At 64.5% G+C, this 18015-nt stretch carries 13 protein-coding genes; 6 read left to right on the top strand and 7 right to left on the bottom strand.

What is annotated here, in order from left to right; all coding sequences use genetic code 11:
- Positions 1-8: 8 nt before the first annotated feature.
- Positions 9-2756, bottom strand: coding sequence for a TonB-dependent receptor plug domain-containing protein (locus BLW56_RS16860; protein ID WP_093511896.1), 2748 nt, complete (start codon positions 2754-2756; stop codon positions 9-11).
- Positions 2757-2941: 185 nt separating this feature from the next.
- Here BLW56_RS16860 and BLW56_RS16865 point away from each other — a divergent pair, with 185 nt between their 5' ends.
- Positions 2942-4879, top strand: a complete 1938-nt coding sequence (locus tag BLW56_RS16865; protein ID WP_256203593.1) for an isoaspartyl peptidase/L-asparaginase — start codon at positions 2942-2944, stop codon at positions 4877-4879.
- A complete protein-coding gene (locus tag BLW56_RS16870; RefSeq protein ID WP_093511898.1) occupies positions 4879-5325 on the top strand; it encodes an Lrp/AsnC family transcriptional regulator in 447 nt (148 codons plus the stop codon). The genes BLW56_RS16865 and BLW56_RS16870 overlap by 1 nt, the downstream gene beginning before the upstream one ends.
- Before the next feature lie 24 nt (positions 5326-5349).
- On the opposite strand, the gene BLW56_RS16875 is transcribed toward BLW56_RS16870, so the two are convergent.
- Positions 5350-6996 (bottom strand): sulfatase-like hydrolase/transferase, encoded by a 1647-nt coding sequence (locus BLW56_RS16875; RefSeq protein ID WP_093512080.1) that lies wholly within the window; start codon positions 6994-6996, stop codon positions 5350-5352.
- Positions 6997-7118: 122 nt separating this feature from the next.
- Here BLW56_RS16875 and BLW56_RS16880 point away from each other — a divergent pair, with 122 nt between their 5' ends.
- Together BLW56_RS16880 and BLW56_RS16885 are read left to right on the top strand one after the other, a co-directional pair.
- The gene (locus BLW56_RS16880) at positions 7119-7745 is read left to right on the top strand and encodes a TetR/AcrR family transcriptional regulator (RefSeq protein ID WP_093511900.1); all 627 of its coding nucleotides are present in this window, start codon (positions 7119-7121) and stop codon (positions 7743-7745) included.
- Positions 7745-8683, top strand: coding sequence for a formylglycine-generating enzyme family protein (locus BLW56_RS16885; protein WP_093511902.1), 939 nt, complete (start codon positions 7745-7747; stop codon positions 8681-8683). Before BLW56_RS16880 ends, BLW56_RS16885 begins: the two co-directional genes overlap by 1 nt.
- Here BLW56_RS16885 and BLW56_RS16890 read toward each other — a convergent pair.
- From BLW56_RS16890 to BLW56_RS16910, 5 genes are all read right to left on the bottom strand, one after another.
- Positions 8603-10444: an arylsulfatase gene (locus BLW56_RS16890; RefSeq protein WP_093511904.1), complete on the bottom strand. Its 1842-nt coding sequence runs from the start codon at positions 10442-10444 to the stop codon at positions 8603-8605. The genes BLW56_RS16885 and BLW56_RS16890 overlap by 81 nt on opposite strands.
- A gap of 106 nt (positions 10445-10550) precedes the next feature.
- The gene (locus BLW56_RS16895) at positions 10551-11342 is read right to left on the bottom strand and encodes an enoyl-CoA hydratase/isomerase family protein (protein ID WP_093512082.1); all 792 of its coding nucleotides are present in this window, start codon (positions 11340-11342) and stop codon (positions 10551-10553) included.
- A complete protein-coding gene (locus tag BLW56_RS16900; protein ID WP_093511906.1) occupies positions 11336-12112 on the bottom strand; it encodes an SDR family NAD(P)-dependent oxidoreductase in 777 nt (258 codons plus the stop codon). Before BLW56_RS16900 ends, BLW56_RS16895 begins: the two co-directional genes overlap by 7 nt.
- Positions 12113-12299: 187 nt before the next feature.
- On the bottom strand, positions 12300-14108 hold the full coding sequence (locus BLW56_RS16905) for a monovalent cation:proton antiporter-2 (CPA2) family protein (protein ID WP_093511908.1): 1809 nt from the start codon (positions 14106-14108) through the stop codon (positions 12300-12302).
- Positions 14109-14190: 82 nt separating this feature from the next.
- Entirely contained in the window at positions 14191-15828 is a 1638-nt protein-coding gene (locus BLW56_RS16910; protein ID WP_093512084.1) for an N-acyl-D-amino-acid deacylase family protein, read from the bottom strand.
- A 182-nt stretch (positions 15829-16010) separates the two neighbouring features.
- Between BLW56_RS16910 and BLW56_RS16915 the strand changes: the two genes are divergently transcribed.
- Together BLW56_RS16915 and dgcN are read left to right on the top strand one after the other, a co-directional pair.
- On the top strand, positions 16011-16895 hold the full coding sequence (locus tag BLW56_RS16915; protein ID WP_093511910.1) for a LysR family transcriptional regulator: 885 nt from the start codon (positions 16011-16013) through the stop codon (positions 16893-16895).
- A 95-nt stretch (positions 16896-16990) separates the two neighbouring features.
- On the top strand, positions 16991-18013 hold the full coding sequence (gene dgcN / locus BLW56_RS16920) for an N-acetyltransferase DgcN (RefSeq protein WP_093511912.1): 1023 nt from the start codon (positions 16991-16993) through the stop codon (positions 18011-18013).
- Positions 18014-18015: the final 2 nt, after the last annotated feature.

Below are 18015 nucleotides of genomic sequence, written 5' to 3' on the forward strand. Positions count from 1 at the left end.
GCCTTATATCAGAGCGGCGATCCGCCGAGCTTGTAGGTGAGCTGCATGAAGACGCTGCGCCCGATGCTGTCGAACCAGCTGGTGTTGTAATAGGGATAGCCCGACCAGGTCGGATCCTTCACCGGCATCTTGTCGAAGACATTCCGCACCGTCAGCGAACCGCGCATATGATCGGTGAAATCATATTGCAGCGTCGCGTTGAACAAATAGCTGGCCTTGATGAAGGCGTCCTCGTCATAGTTCGGCAGCTTGCCGAGGCGCGTGCCCGAGAAGGTGAACTGCACGCCGTCCGATGCCCAGCTGATGCTGCCGTTCGACTTGTCACGCGGCAGATAATAGCCGCTGTCGGCCGCCAGCTTGTTCTCGATCGGATCGCCCGTGTACTGGGTCAATGTGTGCTTGAACACATGGCTGTGCGCGAGCGACAGGGTGAAGTCGCCGAAGCTGGTGGGCAGCGTGCCGCGGAAAGCGACGTCGATGCCGCTCGTCTTTTCGCGCGCGACGTTGATCGGGTTGATCGAGACCGATTCGATCTCGCCAGCCAGCGCGCCGGTCGCGAAGCGGTTGACGCGCGCGATTGCCGCCTGACAAGTCGGCGAATTGGGATCGAGCGTGGTGTTGCCAGCGCCGTCGGGGCGGCAATCGGCCTCGTCGCGCGTCAGTTCGCTGGCACGCAGATCGTTGACCTGATTGTCGAGCGACACGCGGAAATAATCGACCGACAGGCTGATGCGGTTCGACGGCGCGAAGACGAGGCCGGCGGTCAGCGTCTTGCCGGTCTCTGCCTTGAGGTCGCGGTTGCCGCTGCGCTGCGCGACGATGTCGACTTCATAATCCTCGCAATCGCTGATCCCCGCGCCCGGTGTATCCTGACGGCAGGTGTAATAGTCGACCACGCTGCTTTCGACATTGCCCGGACCGGTGAACAGATAATGGAGGTCGGGCGCGCGGAAGGCGGTACCATAGGCGGCACGGAACAGCAGGCTGTTCGTCGGGCGCACCTCGACCCCGCCATTATAGGTGAATTTGTCGGCATTGCGCCCGGCATAGCCGAAGCGGTCGTAGCGGCCGGCCCCCGTCAGCGTGACGAAATCGAGCACGGGTATGCGCACTTCGCCGCCGACCGCGGCATGGCTGCGCTTGCCCGAACCGTCGCTGTCCTTCCAGCTGTAATAATAGTCGGTGAGTGCCAGCGGATCGGGGCGGAGATTATAGCCTTGCTTGCCATATTCGGCGACGACCGCGACGCCGACGGCGCCCGCGGGCAACTGGAACAGCTCGCCATTGGTCAACGTCACCTGCGCGTTGCTGGTCCAGCTATAGGGGCGATAGACGGTATCGGCCGAGATGCTGTCATATTCGGCGGGCGTCAGCCTGCGATACAGATTCGTCGCGGGATCGGCATTGAACGACGGATAATCGTCGTCGCCGAGGCCATTTTGCGGGCCGAGGAAAAAGTCCTTGGCCTTCTGGTTGATGATCTGCGGCCAGCGGACGATCGACTGGTAACGGCTGTAGTTGAACGACGCCTCGTAATTCCAGGCCTTGCCGAAATTGCCGCGGATGCCGGGGGTGATGCTGTAGGTCGTCTGCTTGCTGCGCTGCATCTCGAACCCGCCGGTTTCTTCCGGCGTGAACTGACGGCCCCAATCCTCGATCTGGCCCGTGAAGCTGTTGTAGAAATAATTGTCCGAGCTGCTCGACGATTGTTCGAAGGCCCAGCTCGTCACGTCGTACATCAGCCGGACCTTGCTGATCCCGAGCTGCGCATCGACGAACAGCTTGGCATTGTCGGACAGTTCATAGGTCGCGGTGGCAAAGCTGTTGAAGCCCTTGCGGCCCGAAATGATCGTGCCGAAACCGATCGATTCCTTGCTGCCGCAGAAATCGCCGTAACGCGGACGGTTGTAGAGCGCGACCGTGCCGAAATTCAGGTCCGACAGCGCCTCGCAAGTGCCGTCATCGGGGGTGATATAATCGTCGTTATAATCGGCGCGGTAAAAGGTCCGCCGCGCGATCCGGCTCGACGCGACGGGGCTGTCGTCGGTGCTGTCCTGAATCTTGCGCTGGTAGCCCCACAGCGGCCGCTGATCGAGGTATTCGATGCCGCCGACGATGCTGAACCGGTCGGTCGACCAGCCGCCCGTCGCGGTGATCCGGTGCGACAGACCGCCGCCGTGCTGGGTGCGGCCGTGGCGATAGTCGAGCGTGATGCCGTCGAGCTTTTCCTTCATCTTGAAGTTCACGACGCCCGCGATCGCGTCGGAGCCGTAGATGGCCGATGCCGCGCCGCTCAGGATTTCGACCTTGTCGATCAGGCTGACGGGGATGTTCGAGATGTCGGTGAAGTTGCTGCGACCGATATAGGGCAGCGGGAAGTCGGCGATGCGGCGGCCATTGACCAGCACGAGCGTGTGGTTGGGACCGAGGCCGCGAAGGTCGACCTGTTGTGCACCGGGGGTGAAGTCGGCGCTGCTTCCCGATTGCGGGCTTTGCGTTTCGCCACTGTTCTGCGTCATCGCGGCGAGAAGTTCGGGAACGCTGGTATAGCCGTTGGCGCGGATGGTATCGGATGTGATCGTGGTGACCGGCGACGGCCCCTCATCGCGGATTGTCGGGATGCGCGATCCGGTAACGATGATTTCCTGCTCGCCGCCCTCGGCCGCGTCCTGCGCAAAGGCCGGCGCCGCCAGCGCGGGCATGCACACGCCAAGCCCGAGGGCAATCCGAAACGCCCGTTTCCCGAAATTCGTCATAGTCCAACCCCTTTGTTTATCCCGGTACGAATCGAAGCCGTTCGCCCACCCACCGGATATGTCGCCTATACCACCAGAAAGCGTCGATAATTTCAATCACTATGACAAAATTGGAAATCATATTGTCTTTTGGTGCAGTCATTATGTAACGTCGCGCCTTTCATGGGTCGCCAAAGGGAAGATGAATGCTGCGGATGATGATGCGGGGAATCTGGCTGCTACTCGCCGCGACGGGGCTGGCGCTCGCGCCGGCGACGGCGAAGGAAGCCAAGGAAAAGCCCTATGAACATTATATCTTCGGCAAATTGAACACGCCGACCCCCGGCCCGGTTTCGGGGGGATTGCTGTTGATGGGCGGCGGCGACCGCAATGTCGATGCGATGAAATGGTTCTTCGGCAAAGCCGGGAACGGCCATATCGTCGTGATCAGCGCATCCTATGGCAAGGAAATCGGCCAAGAATTCTTCCATGACGTCGGCGGCATCCAGTCGACCGAAATCTTCGTCTTCCACGCGCGATCGCAGGCGACGAACAGGAAGATTCTCGACCGGCTGAAAAAAGCCGACGGCATCTTCATCGCCGGCGGCGATCAGGCGCGTTATGTCCGTTACTGGCGCGGCACCCCCGTCGGCGACATCCTCAACGCGCATGTCGCGGCAGGCAAGCCGCTTGCGGGAACCAGCGCCGGCCTCGCGATCCAGGGCGAGAAGCTTTATGGCGCGATGGACGACGGCAGCATTCGCAGCCCCGAGGCGCTGGCCGACCCGTTCGGCCCCGCCAACACGATCGAGGGCGACTTCCTGCATTTCGCGCTGCTGAAAGGCATCGTCACCGACACGCATTTCAAGGAACGCGAGCGGCTCGGCCGCCTGTTCGCTTTCGTCGCCAAGGCGCAGGTCGGACGGCCCGCCGACCAGCCCGCGATGCTCGGCCTCGGCGTCGACGAGAGCGCGGCCCTCGCGGTCGAGCCCGACGGCTCCGCGCGCATCTATGCGACCGAACCCGACGGCTATGCGTGGGTTGTCGATGGCGCAGGGCTGCGCGGACTGGAACAGCGCGGGCCGCTCGACGCGCCGCGGGTCAAGGTGACGGGCGTCGGCCCCGGGTCGGTGCTGCACCTGCCCTCGGGACAGGTCGATGCGCCGCTCTTCGTGCGGAGCTATTCAGCGCGCGCCGGTGAAATCGTCGAAGTGCCGCGCTGGTCGCTTGCGATTCATGGCGGCGCGGGGGTGATCGAGCGCAAGACGCTCTCGCCCGAAAAGGAAAAGGCGTATCGCGCCGGGCTCGACGAGGCGCTGCGTACCGGCAGCGCGGTGCTCGACAAGGGCGGAGCGGCGCTCGACGCCGTCGCCGCAGCGGTGCGTGTGCTCGAGGATAATCCCCTGTTCAACGCCGGACGCGGCGCGGTGTTTACGGCGGAGGGCAAGAATGAACTCGACGCCGCGATCATGGACGGCAAGACGCAAAAGGCCGGCGCCGTCGCCGGCGTCACGCGGACGCGTCATCCGATCGACCTCGCCCGCGCGGTGATGGACAAGAGCCCGCACGTCATGCTGAGCGGTGCGGGCGCCGACCGCTTCTCGGTCGAGCGCGGGCTCGAACAGGTCGATCCAAGCTGGTTCCGGACCGAGGAGCGCTGGCAAAGCCTGCTCCGCTGGCGCGAGAAGCAGGTTTCTGCGATCGACCCGACGCATCTGTTCGGCACCGTCGGCGCGGTCGCGCTCGACGCCGACGGCAATCTCGCCGCCGCGACCTCGACCGGCGGGATGACGGGCAAGCGCTGGGGCCGGATCGGGGACTCGCCGATCATCGGCGCCGGCACTTACGCCAAGAACGGCCAATGCGCGGTGTCGGCGACCGGGTCGGGCGAATATTTCATTCGCGAAAGCGCCGCGCGGCAGGTGTGCGACCGCGTCGCATGGAGGGGCGAGAGCCTGAAGGGCGCCGCGCAGGCGACGATCGAGGCGGTCGGCGCGATCGGCGGCGACGGCGGGTTGATCGCGATGGGCCCCGACGGGCGCCCGGCCTTTGCGATCAACGACCTCGGCATGTATCGTGGGCGGATAAGCGCCGGAGGAACGCCACAAACTGCGATCTTCGCCGACGAAAAGTTGGCCGACTGATGGCGCAATCGGGCGTCAATCTCGACGAGATCGACGAACGCCTGCTCACCCTGCTGCGCGACGACGCGCGGCAGACGATCGCCCAGCTTGCCAAGGAACTCGGCCTGTCGCGCGGCGCGATCTATTCGCGCCTCGCGCGGCTGGAAGAGGACAAGGTCGTCGCAGGCTATACGGTGCGGCTGGGCAACGCCTTTGCCGCCAGCCGCGTGCGCGCACATATGATGATCAAGACGCTGCCGCGCTTTCACCGCGAGGTCGAACAGGCGCTCGCTGCGTTTTCGCTGGTGCAGGCGATCCATGCGATCAGCGGCGAATATGACATCATCGCGATGCTGGAGGCCGAGGACGGCGTCCAGCTCAACGAACTGATCGACGAGATCGGACTGCTCGACGGGGTCGAACGCACGACGACTTCGGTCATTCTCGCGACGAAGGTCGAGCGTTAATCGCTTCAGCTCGCCCGGTCGAACTCAGTTCGTCCAGTAGATATAATCCTGCCCATCCTTCCATGGCGCATTCTGGGGCACGTCGATCCGCACCGGCGCCTCGACCAACCCCGGCCAGATCGGCTTCGCCATGCCCTTGTTCTGCGCGTCGATCATCGCGCGGAGTTCGGCGACGCGTTGCGGTTCGCTGGCCGACAGGTCGTGTCGTTCGGTCGGATCGGCGGCGAGATTGTAGAGACGTATCTTTTCGGGTCGTTTCGTCACCTGCAGCTTCCAGTCGCCCGCCCGCACGGCACGATAGTCGCCCGAGCGCCAGTACATCGCCGGCCTTTTCGCGGGGCCGGCCAGAATATCCTCGCTGTCGACGATGCGGTCGGACGGTATTGTCGCCCCCGCCGCGGCCGCGATGGTCGAGAACAGGTCGATATGCCCCGTCACGTCGGCGCGCGTCGATCCGGGCGCGAGGTGCCCCGGCCAGCGCATGAAGAAGGGGGTGCGGATGCCGCCTTCGAAAAAGGTCGCCTTCCACCCGCGATAGGGCGCGTTCAGATTGTCGATGCCCGTGTACCAGGCGCCGCCATTATCGCTGGTGAAGATGACGAGCGTATTGTCGTCGATGCCCAATTCCTTGAGCTTGGCCATCACATCGCCGATGCGCCGGTCGAGCTGCGCGATCATCGCGCCATAGACGCGCGTCTTGTGATCCTTGATCTGCGGCAGCTTCGCATAATCCGCCTTCGTCGCCTGGAACGGCGTGTGCGGGGCATTGAATGCCAGATACATGAAGAAGGGCCGATTCCGGTTGGCCTCGATCGCCGAAATCGCCTCATCGGCGAAATAGTCGGTCATGTGACCCTTGGGATGAAAGCGCTTGCTGCCGTTGAAGGTCACCGCATGGCGCAAATTGGCCCAGATGAAACGGTCGATGCGGTCCCACGGCAGTTTCGCATTCACCGCATCGGGATCATCCTCCGGCAGGAACATCGCCGCGCCGCCGAGCACGGCGAGGCTTTCGTCAAAGCCCTGCGCCTGCGGCTGCAACGAAGGGGACTCGCCCAGATGCCATTTGCCGATATGGAGCGTGTGATAGCCCGCAGCCTTTACCGCCTCGGCAATCGTCACTTCCTTTGCCGGAACCCCCATGTCGGGATAGTCGGGGATGTCGGGCGTAATCAGATCCTTGTGGAAGATCGCCTTGTGCGGGCCGACGCCCTCGCCGTGCGAAACGCTTTCGGCAAACGCGACCGGAACGGCGGTATATTCGAAACCGAAGCGCGTCGGATAGCGCCCCGTCATCATCGCCGCGCGCGACGGCGAGCAGGTCGCGTTGGCGGCATAGGCGGTCGTGAAATTGACGCCCTCGCGCGCCAACGCATCGATGTTCGGGGTCTTGACGATTCCGCCGGCGACACCTCCACCATTGAGGCTGATGTCGTTGTAGCCGAGGTCGTCGGCGACGATCAGGATGATATTCGGCGGACGTTTGCCGCCCTGCAAAACGGCGGGTGGCGCCGTCGGACCCTGTTGCCATGCGACCGCACGGTTCGGCTGCACCGGGTCTTTCCAGTCCTGCACAAGGCCCGGAAGCTTGTATTTATTCGCCTCGAACGCCCAATATCCGCCCGCACCCGCCAATGCCAGCACCCCGAGCGCGACCCATTTTTTCTGCATCCCCATTCCCCTGCGGCAAGCTGTCGGCTTGCTTCGAAACTATTGGCACTATATGTGTCACTATATTGGTCGATACGCAAGATTGTTTGACCCCGGCGTCAAGTCGGGCCAGCAGGGGCGCCATGGCGACAGGGTTAGGGAAATCGAACGCGCAAAAGGTCGAGGCCGATCGGGTCGACGGCCGGCGCGAACGCGGGCGATCGAGCCACAAGCGCATCGTCGAGGCGATGATGGAATTGATCGTCGCGGGCGACCTGTCGCCGAGCGCGGCGCGCGTCGCCGAAGAGGCCGGTATTGGCCTGCGCACCGTGTTCCGCCATTTCGACGATATGGACGCGCTCTATTCCGAAATCACCGGAATGATAACCGAGCGCGTGATGCCGATCGTCATGGCGCCCTATCCCGACCAACCGTGGCGCGCGAATGTCCGCGACCTCGTTCGCCGCCGCGTCCGGGTGTTCGAGACGACGCTGCCCTTCCGGCTCGCCGCGAACATCAAGCGGTACAATTCACCCTTTCTGATGGGGCAATATAGCCGCGTCGTGATGCTCGAACGCGAGTTGATCCTGCGCCTGCTTCCGGGCCCGGTGCTCACCGACCGGATCGCGGTCGAGGCCCTGTGCGCGGCGCTGTCCTTCCATACATGGCGCACGCTGCGCCATGACCAGAGCCTGTCCGCCGAGGAAGCGGGAACGGTGATGGGCCAGATGGTCGAGGCGATATTGGCGACGATCGTCGAAGACGCCTGATGCGCGAAGGGTCCATATTGCTCTCCCTCGCCTTGCTCGGCGCGCTCGCGGCGTGCGGCGAGGCGAAGGATACCAAGACTGTCGAGGCGAAGACGCCCGAATGCCCCGCAATGCCCAAGCAGGATTATGCGTGGATCCCCGGTGCGACCTTCGCGATGGGCGCCGACGCGCATCTGCCCGAGGAGGGTCCGGCGCGCGATGCGACGGTCGCAGGCTTCTGGATCGCGACGCACGAGGTCACCAACGCCGAGTTTGCCGAATTCGTGAAAGCGACCGGCTACAAGACGCTCGCCGAGCAAGACCCGCCGAAGCTGCCCGGTGCGCCGCCCGAGATGCTGATCCCGGGCTCCGCGGTCTTCACCGCGCCGACCGACGGCAATCCGAACTGGTGGCGCTGGGTCGTCGGCGCCGAATGGCGGCATCCCGCCGGCCCCGACACGAATATCGACGGACGCGGCCGCGATCCTGTCGTGCAGATCGGTTATGATGACGCGCTCGCCTATGCCAAGTGGAAGGGCAAGGCGCTGCCGAGCGAGGAACAATGGGAGTTGGCCGCCGCGACTGGCGGCGCCGACCGCAATGTGCCGGTCGACAAGGACGGCAAGCCGCTAGCCAATTATTATCAAGGCGCCTTTCCGGCACGCGACCTTGGCACCGATGGCTTTACCGGCCGCGCGCCGGTCGCCTGTTTTCCCGCCGACCAGCATGGCGTCCACGACCTGATCGGCAATGTGTGGGAATGGACGACGAGCAAGGCGGGCGGCGAGAGCAATGTCATCAAGGGCGGCAGCTTCCTGTGCGCCGCCAATTATTGCGCGCGCTATCGCCCCGCCGCGCGCCAGTTTCAGGAACGCAGCCTAGGCACCGACCATATCGGCTTTCGCCTGATCGACACGGCGCGCCCGGCGCCGGCGGCGCCAGTTCCAGACAAGCGCTGACAGCAGGAGGGCGATGCCGCCCACCCACAGGCCGAGGCGGATCAGCCGCGGCTTGCCCTGATGTTCGAAAGCATAACGGTTGATCTGTTCGTCGGCGGTATAGCCCGCGGGCATGTCGAGAACGCCGTTCGCCTTCGCATAGGCACGATAATCGGCCATCATCGCGGTAAAGCGGTCGGGCTCCACCGCCGCCAGATCGCGCGTTTCGCCGGGGTCGGTCTTCAGATTGAACAGGCGCCATCGGCCGTCGCCGGTCGGCGCGAGATTGCGCACGAGCTTGTAATCGCCGCGAAACAGCGCCGAATTGCCGGAGAGTTCATAACCTAGCGGTTCGTCGCCGTGAACGCTGCCCGGCGCGCCCTTGAGCATGGGGACGAGGCTGCGCCCGGTGACGGACTCGACCGCCTTGCCCTGCCAGCTTCCGCCATGGTCCGACACACCCGCAAGATCGGTCAGCGTCGGCAAGATGTCGGTGACATGCGCGAGGCCGTCGCTGATGCCGCCGGCGCGGATATTCGCATTGCCCGGCCAGGCGATGATCAGCGGGACGCGCAGCCCGCCCTCGGTCGCGCTGAACTTATATCCCGACAGGGGCGATACCGCCGCGCTCGCCCAGCCCGGTCCGATCGCGGCGAAACTGCCGCGCCGGCCGATGTTGGCGGTCGCGAGGTCGTATTGCATGCCGAGGAACAAGCGGTTGCGCAGGCTGCTGAACGGATTTGTCGGCTCGGCACCATTGTCCGAGAGGAAGACGAAGATCGTGTTGTTGTAATCACCCGTGGCCTTGAGATGCGCGACGAGGCGGCCGATCTCGCGGTCCATCGCGGTCGCCATGCCGCCATAGGCCTGCATGACCCGAATGGCGGCCGCGCGCTCTTCAGCGTCGAGTTTCTTCCAGTCGGGCGTCGTCGCCATCGTAACGATCGGCACCCCCGCGGGCACGATGCCGAGTGCCGCAGCCCGCTTTGCCCGCGCTTCGCGCAGCGCGGTCCAACCATCCTTGTACATCGCCGAATAGCGCGCGATGTCGCTGTCGGGCGCCTGTACCGGAATATGGTTCGCGAGGAAGTTGATCGAAGCGAGGAAGGGTTTGCCGCTCTTCCGGTCCGCCTCGATATAATCGATCATCCGCTGGACGACGAAATGCGACGAATAATAATCCTTGGGCAAGGTGGCGGGCTTGCCATTCTCGGTCCAGGCGGCGGTGTCGTACATGCCCTCGATCGGACGCTGCTCGAAATTGTCGGCGCCTGCATCGGCGAGACTATAGGCGCGGTCGTAACCGCGCGCATGCGGAAGGCGCTTCGCATCGCTGCCAAGGTGCCATTTGCCGGTGAGATAGGTGCGATAGCCCGCGGCCTTGAGCAATTGCGCGATCGTCACGACGCGCAGGTTCATCACCGTGTCGTATCCGGGCTTGCCGCGATGTTCGTCGGGGATCGTCTCGGGCATGTTGCCCAGGCCGTTGCGGTGGTTCATCACCCCCGTCTGCAGCATCGCGCGTGTCGGCGAGCACGACCCGGCGACATGGAAGTTGGAGAAGCGCATCCCCGCCTTTGCCAGTGCATCGATATTCGGGGTCGCGATTTCGGAACCGAACGAGCCGACGTCGGAAAAGCCCCAGTCGTCGGCGAGCAGGATCACGATATTGGGATGCTTTGCCACCGGTGCGACCGGTTGCGCCCGCGCAGGCGCCATGCCGATCAGGGCGGCGATAGCGATGATGGCAGCACGCCGGGACACGCCTAAGCGACCCGGCATTTAGTGGTCCTCCTGCGCACTGCCATCACTCCCACCCCCTCGGGATGTGACACTTACTATGTCAATATATCGTCGAGTCAATGGGGGCGATAATCGCCCGCTAACCTTATCGTTCGCGATAGTCCGGCGCGCGCTTTTCAAGGAAGGCGGCCAGCGCTTCGCGATGGTCTTCGGTCGCCGAAAGGATGACCTGCTGGCGGTCCTCGATCGCCATCGCCGCGTCGAGACTGGGTGCATCGATGTTGAGATTGAGCGCCTGTTTGGAGAGACGCAGGCCGTAGGGCGAGGTCGCCAGCATCTCATCGGCAAGCGCGAGACCGCGTGTCAGCAAAGCCTCTTCCTCGACAATCTCGCTGACGAGGCCGGCGCGGAGCGCCCGCTCGGCATCGATAAAGCGACCGGTCAGGATCATCTCGGACGCGAGGCTGGCGCCGACGAGGCGCGGCAGGAAATAGCTCGACGCCATATCGCACCCGCCAAGGCCGATACGGATATAGGCCGCGTTGCAACGGAACGACGGCGCGGCGTACCGGACGTCGGATGCGAGCAGCAACGACAGCCCGCCACCCGCCGCCGCACCATGGCCGAGCGCGATGATCGGCTGCGGGCATGCGCGCATCTTGCGATAGATATTGCCGATGCTGGTCTGGGTGCGCAGCGTGCGGAGGACCGGCGTCTCGTCCGAAGACCGGTCTTCCTGGATATCGAGCCCGGCGCAGAATCCTCGCCCGGCGCCGCGCAGGAGGACGACGCGGACGTAGGGACGGTCGGCAAGCCCGCCGAAATAGGCGTTGAGTTCGCCCACCAGCCCTTCGCTCAGCGCATTGAGCCGTTCGGGCCGGTTGAGCGTCGCGATTTCGACCGCACCGCGGCGGTCGATCAGCAACTCGCTCACAATGTCTGTCCGTCGTCGACGGTGATCACGCTGCCGGTGATGCCGAGCGCGGCGTCGGAACAGAGCAGCAGCAGCGGCGCGTGAAGGTCGCTCGGCGGCCGCATCCGCTGGCGCGGGAAGCTCTTTACCATCGCCGCGCCGGTGTCGCTTTCGAACAACTCGGCGGTCATTTCGGATTCGAAATAGCCGGGCTGGATCACATTGACGCTGATCCCGCGCCGCGCCCACTCGCGCGCAAGAGCCTTGCCGAGGTGGCGCACCGCCGCCTTGGTCGCGCCATAGACCGAGGTCGCGGGAAAGACCTTCTCTGCGGTGATCGATCCGATCAGGACGATACGGCCGTTCTGTTTCTCGCGGCTACCGGCCTTGTCGAGCCGCTTCGCGCCCTCGGTCGCGGTCAGGAAGACGCCGCGGACATTGGCCGCGAGCAGGAAATCGACGTCGTCGACCGACAGCCCCATCGCCATTTTTTCGGTCGCCACACCGGCGTTGGCGACGATCGTGTCGACAGTGCCGAAGGCGGCCTCGGCGGCGTCATATGCGGCTTTGGTCGATGCTTCGTCGGTGACGTCCATGCTGACGGCGATCGCCTGCCCGCCCGCCGCCTCGATCGCGGCGACCTGTTCGGCCAGCTTGTCGGCGCGGCGCGCGGCGAGCACAACCTTCGCGCCTGCCGCGGCAAGCGCCTTCGCAAAGCCCGCGCCCAGCCCCGATGAGGCGCCGGTCACCAACGCCACACGGCCCGTGAGATCGAACTTCGGTTGCTCCGCCATCAGATGTCCTTTCCTTAGCTTGCTTCGCATTGGCCTCGATTGACGTTTACGTCAACCGGAAGGCGCTTCACGAAAAACCGCGAAAAACGAGTTGACGGATTTATTTTGTTCCCCTAATGTTCTCCTTGTGCACAACGAACCTCATCCCCCGTCGCGGCTGCCAAGCGCGGCGGGCGGGGGATAAAGGTCACCGCGTATCGGCGGGCTTCACAATATATTGATCGCGATCCTCCACGGGGACATTGCCCTGAATCAGATGTCGACTGGCGTAGACGCCGTCGCAGATTTCGATGTCGAACCGCTCCTGATCGCGCCGCCGCGTTTCGTCCATGATATCGCCGATGGCGTCCTCGTCGACCTCAAGCCGCCGCAGCGCTTCTTCCGCCATCACCAGCGCCGACTCAAAGGTTTCGCGGACCTGATAATCGACATTGGCGTGGATCAGTTCGATCGCATGTTCGCGGTCGAATGCCCGCGACAGCACGGGGGTATGCGGAAACTCGGCCTTCAGCAGCTCGACGATCTTGAGCGTCCCCTCGCGGTCGTCGGTCGCGACGATGATCAACCGCGCATCATGCGCGCCCGCCGCATGAAGGATGTCGAGGCGCGTCCCGTCGCCATAATAGATATTGAAACCGAACGCCTTGGATTCGCGGATCGCAACCGTGTCGGTGTCGATCAACGAGATGCTGCAACCGTTGGCGAAGAGCGGCTGGCTGACGATCTGGCCGAAGCGTCCGAAGCCGATCATCAGGATGCTTGCGTTCAAATTGTCGGCGACGTCGAGGTCGTCGGTCCTTTCGGCGGCGCGCGGCATGAAACGGTCGTGCAGGATGATCATGATCGGCGTCAGCACCATCGACACGATGATGATTGCGGTCAGTGTCGCATTGCTCTCCGCATCGATGATCCCAACGCCGGCCGCCGCGGCGTAGAGCACGAAAGCGAACTCGCCGCCCTGCGCCATCAGCACCGCGCGTTCGACCGCCTCGGCGTGGCCGCTCTTGAACAGGCGCGCGACCGCATAGATGACGAAGATCTTGAGCGTCATATATGCGGTGACCGAGATGGCGATCAGCCCGGCATTGGCGGCAACGATATTGAGGTCGAGCGCCATACCGACGCCGAGGAAAAACAGCCCGAGCAAGACGCCGCGAAAGGGTTCGACATCGGCTTCGAGCTGATGGCGGAACGAGGATTCGGAGAGCAGCACGCCGGCGAGGAAGGCGCCCATTGCCATCGAAAGGCCCGCGAGTTGCATCGCGAGCGCGGCGCCGAGAACGACGAGCAGCGCTGCGGCGGTCATCACCTCGCGCGCCTTCGCCCGCCCGAGCAGGCGGAACATCGGGTCGAGCAGATAGCGGCCGGCGATGATCAGCCCGACGATCGCGCCGAGGCCGATCGCCACGGCGACCAGCCTGTCGGTCATCGACACCGCCTCGCCGCCCGGCGCGAGAAAGGCGGTCAGCGCGAGCAAGGGCACGATCGCCAGATCCTCGAGCAGCAGGATCGCGATGATCCGCCGCCCCTTGGGCTGACCCATCTCGCGCCGTTCGTCGAGCATCTGCATGACGATAGCGGTCGAGGTAAGCACGAAGCCGGTGCCGGCGACGAAACTGGCCGCCACCGGATAGCCGAGCGCGAGCCCGACGCAGATGAGCAGCGCGATCGCGCCGCCGACCTGCGCCGCGCCGAGCCCGAAAATCTCGCCGCGCATCGCCCACAGCCGCGATGGCTGCATCTCCAGCCCGATGATGAAGAGGAACATGACAACGCCGAGTTCGGCGACGTGCAAAATCGTCTGCGCGTCGGAGAACAGCGCCAGCCCAAAGGGGCCGATCGCCAGGCCGGCGGCGAGATAGCCGAGAACCGAGCCGAGGCCGAGCCGCTTGAACAGCGGAACCGCGACTACCGCCGCCGCGAGCAGGATCACGATCGGCAACAGGTCGAACCCGTGTGCCGCCGCCTCTGCGGCATGTGCTGTTTCGGCGGCCATCGTTCGTCCCCTGCGCGGTCGGTGAGCGTTCACCGTGCCCGCGAAAGCTATCGGGAATCAAGACCTGGCGGCAAAATCCCGATCAGCGCGCGGCGCAGCCAGTCGGCGGCGGCCGCAGCAGGGCGCGCCCGACGGCGACGCCGGTCGTGCGACCGTTATCGACCGCGAGCGCGCCGTTGACGAACAATTTGCTGACCCCGACGCTGAGTTCGCGTGGACGGACATAATCGGCACGCGGCGCATAGCGGTCGGGATCGAAAACGAGGATGTCGGCGAAATAGCCGGGACGCAGATAGCCGCGCCGGTCGAGCTTGTAGATGTCGGCGGTGCGTCCCGTCGACTGGCGGATGAAGGCCCCGAGGTCGATCACCTGCCGCTCGCGGACATAGCGCACATATTTTTCGGGGAAGGTCGCAAACATGCGCGGGTGGCCGTCCGACCCGTCCGACGATGTCACCATCCATGGCTGCTTCATCAGCAGGTCGACGTCGGCCTGCGCCATGTTGAACGAAGCGACCGCCGCGCCGCCGCCGGTCCGTCGTTGCTCCTTCGATTCGATGCTCTGCCGGATGATGCGCAGCGCCGCGTCGCGGCTGTCCATCTTCCATTCGGCCGCCACCTGTTCAAGCGTCTGGCCGGTCCACGGAAAACCTTGCGCAATCAGCAGGAGGGCGCTCGCCCCGCCGCGCCGCCGCAGATTCTCCTGCATCTCGTCCCGGATCCGCGCGAGCGTGGCCGGATCGTCGAGACGCTTCAGCAACGCCGGTCCGCCGCCATCGACCGCCCAGCGCGGTAGCAGCGACGCGTCGAGGCTCGAACCCGACGCCAGCCACGGATATTGGTCGGCGGTCACGTCCACTCCCGCCTTGCGCGCATCGTCGATGGCGGCGATCACCGCGCCCGCCTGTCCATGGACGTCGACGCCGAGCGCCTTCAGATGGGCGAAATGAACCGGCATTCCCGCCTGTCGCCCGATGTCGATCGCTTCCTTCACCGATCCGAGCAGGCCGATGCTGTAGCTCGATTCGTCGCGCTGATGGGTGTCGTAGACCCCGCCCCGGATGGCCGCCTCGCGCGCGACCGCCACGACCTCCGCGGTCGTGGCAAAGCTTTGCGGTGCATAGAAAAGTCCGGTGGAGAGCCCGACGGCCCCCTCGCACATGCCCTTTGCCACGAGTGCCTTCATCCGGTCGAGTTCCGCCGGCGTCGGCGCGCGCGCATCCTGACCGAGCACGCGTTGGCGAACCGGTCCGAACCCGACGAAGGGGACGATATTGGTGCCGATTCCCGACGCCGCCAGCTTGCCCGCATCCTCCGCGACGTCGGGCGTACCCGAACCGTCGACCCCGATCATCACGGTGGTCACACCCTGATTGAGCCACGCCGCGTTGACGCGCTCGGCTTTGTCGGGCGAGCGGATGAAGCTGTCGGCATGCGTGTGCGGATCGATGAAACCCGGGGCGACGATTAGCCCTTTCGCATCGATGACTTGCCGAGCCGAATAGCGACGCGTGTCGCCGACATGAACGATGCGGTCGCCCTCGATCGCGATATCGCCGACAACCGGCTTCCCTTCGCCGCCGTCATAGATCGTGCCGCCGCGGATGATCACATCGACGCTCTGATCCGCCTTTGCCGCCACGCCCGAAACACAGAGCAAGGCCGCCGCGGTCGACAACAGGCCGATCGTCCGGCGAACGGATGGTGAGGCAAATGGCATCGACATGACCTTTTCGCGGAAACGACCTCCGACGAAATGTCCCGAATAAGCGCCGGAGGTCCAGAGTGCGTTGTTGCACCCCCTATAACCCGATGGCATAGAGATTGAAGCCGTCGCAAATCCTCGGCCGAAACAAGGGCGTATCCGATACGCTTCCACCGCAGCCTTGGGGCCATGACGCGATGAACCTGCGCCAGATCGAGATATTCCACGCGGTCTTCCTGCACGGCACCGTCAGCGCGGCCGCCCGTTCGCTCAACGTGTCGCAGCCGTCGGTGACGAAGGTGCTGCGCCATGCCGAACGATCGATCGGGTTGACGCTGTTCGAACGGTCGAAAGGGCGGCTGATCCCGACACAGGACGCGCACACATTGTTCGCCGAAGTGTCGGACATTCAGGATCGCGTGCGCTCATTGCGGCAGGCGTGCCAGAATCTGCGCCATGGGCGCGGCGGGCTGCTCCGCATCTCGGCGCTCCCCTCGCTTGGCCTCGGCGCGGTGCCCGAAGCGGTATCGCGCTTCCTTGGCGATCATGATGACATCATGTTCGACCTTCAAACGCTCCACCACGACGAAATGGTGCGAAAGCTCTATGAGCATGAAACCGACATCGCGATCAGCTTCGAGGTGCCGCTGTCGGCGCCGGTCGCGCATCAGGTGATCGGCGAAGGCGAACTGGTCGTCATCTATCGCGAAGAGGATATGCCCGGCGCGCCGCCGCGATTGCACCTCGACGAGCTATGCGGACACAAATTCATCAGCCCGGTCCAGGGCGGTCCGATCGGGCGCATGCTGTCGAGCGAACTCAGCCGGCTCGAGGTCGAACTCGACGAGGTCGTGTCCGCGCGCACCTATTATGTCGCCGCGGCGCTGGTGAATGCGGGGGTCGGCATGGCGATCGTCGACAATTTCACTGCACAGGCCGCGCTGCCCCCGGGCCTGTCGAGCCGGCCGCTGCAGCCCGCGATCACCTTCGACATCAATGCGGTCTATCTCCAGAACCGTCCGCCGTCGAAAACGGCCTCTGCGTTCCTCGCCGTGCTTGCAGGGGTGCTCGAGGCCTTATAGCATCAGGCTATAGGATATGAGGCGCTAGATATTTGGGCGCCGCGACCGCCGGGAGTAGAACCGGCTTTTCCATCGTCACGCAGGCTGACCGACCCATGATCGAAACACCCTATCTCCTCTACCTCGGCCATTCGAGCGACCCCGCCGACATCAAGACTTCGCGCGGGCTCGCCGTGTTCCGTCCCGACATTTGCGTCGGCGAATATCGCCACGACGATTGCCCGCTGACGCTGCACCTGACGCGCATGGATTTCGCCGCCGCATATGCGGCCGGCGCGCGCACGCTGGTGCTCGGCATCGCCAACGCCGGCGGCAAGCTGGGCGAGGATCTAATCGTCGACGCGCTCGCCGCGATGGAAGCTGGGCTCGATATCGCATCGGGGCTGCACCAGCGGCTGAACGCCCAGCCGCGGCTGGTCGAAGCCGCCGCAAGGCTCGGCCGCAAGCTCCACGATGTGCGCGATCCGCGGCCCGACATTCCGATCGGCAATGGCAAGAAACGCGCGGGCAAAAGGCTGCTGACCGTCGGCACCGATTGCTCGGTTGGCAAGATGTACACGACGCTCTGCCTCGCCAGCGCGCTCGAAAAGCGGGGCGTCGCCGCCGATTTCCGCGCAACCGGGCAGACGGGCATATTGGTCGCGGGCGACGGCGTGCCGCTCGACGCCGTGATCGCCGACTTCATCTCAGGCGCGATCGAGCAGATTTCCCCCGCGCGCAGCGACGACGGCTGGGATCTGATCGAGGGACAGGGATCGCTCTATCACCCATCGTTCGCCGGGGTGTCGACGGGTTTGCTGCACGGGTCGCAGCCCGACGCGCTCGTGCTCTGTCACGATCCCGTGCGCCCGCATATGCGCGGCCTGCCGCATTATCCGCTGCCCGGCATCGCCGAAACCATTGAAGCCAATCTGCGCGTCGCGCGGCTGACCAACGCCGATGTGCGCGTCGTGGGCATCGCGCTCAACACCTCGGCGATGGCGGAGGATGAGGCGCAGGCGCTCTGCGCCAGCATCGAGGCCGAGTTCGGGCTGCCGACGAGCGATCCTTATCGTTTCGGAGTCGAAGCCATCCTCGACCAGCTGCTCGATACTCCTGCCGCCGCCGAAACCGTCTGATC

The sequence above is a fragment of the Sphingopyxis sp. YR583 genome (assembly GCF_900108295.1).
Lineage (GTDB): Bacteria > Pseudomonadota > Alphaproteobacteria > Sphingomonadales > Sphingomonadaceae > Sphingopyxis.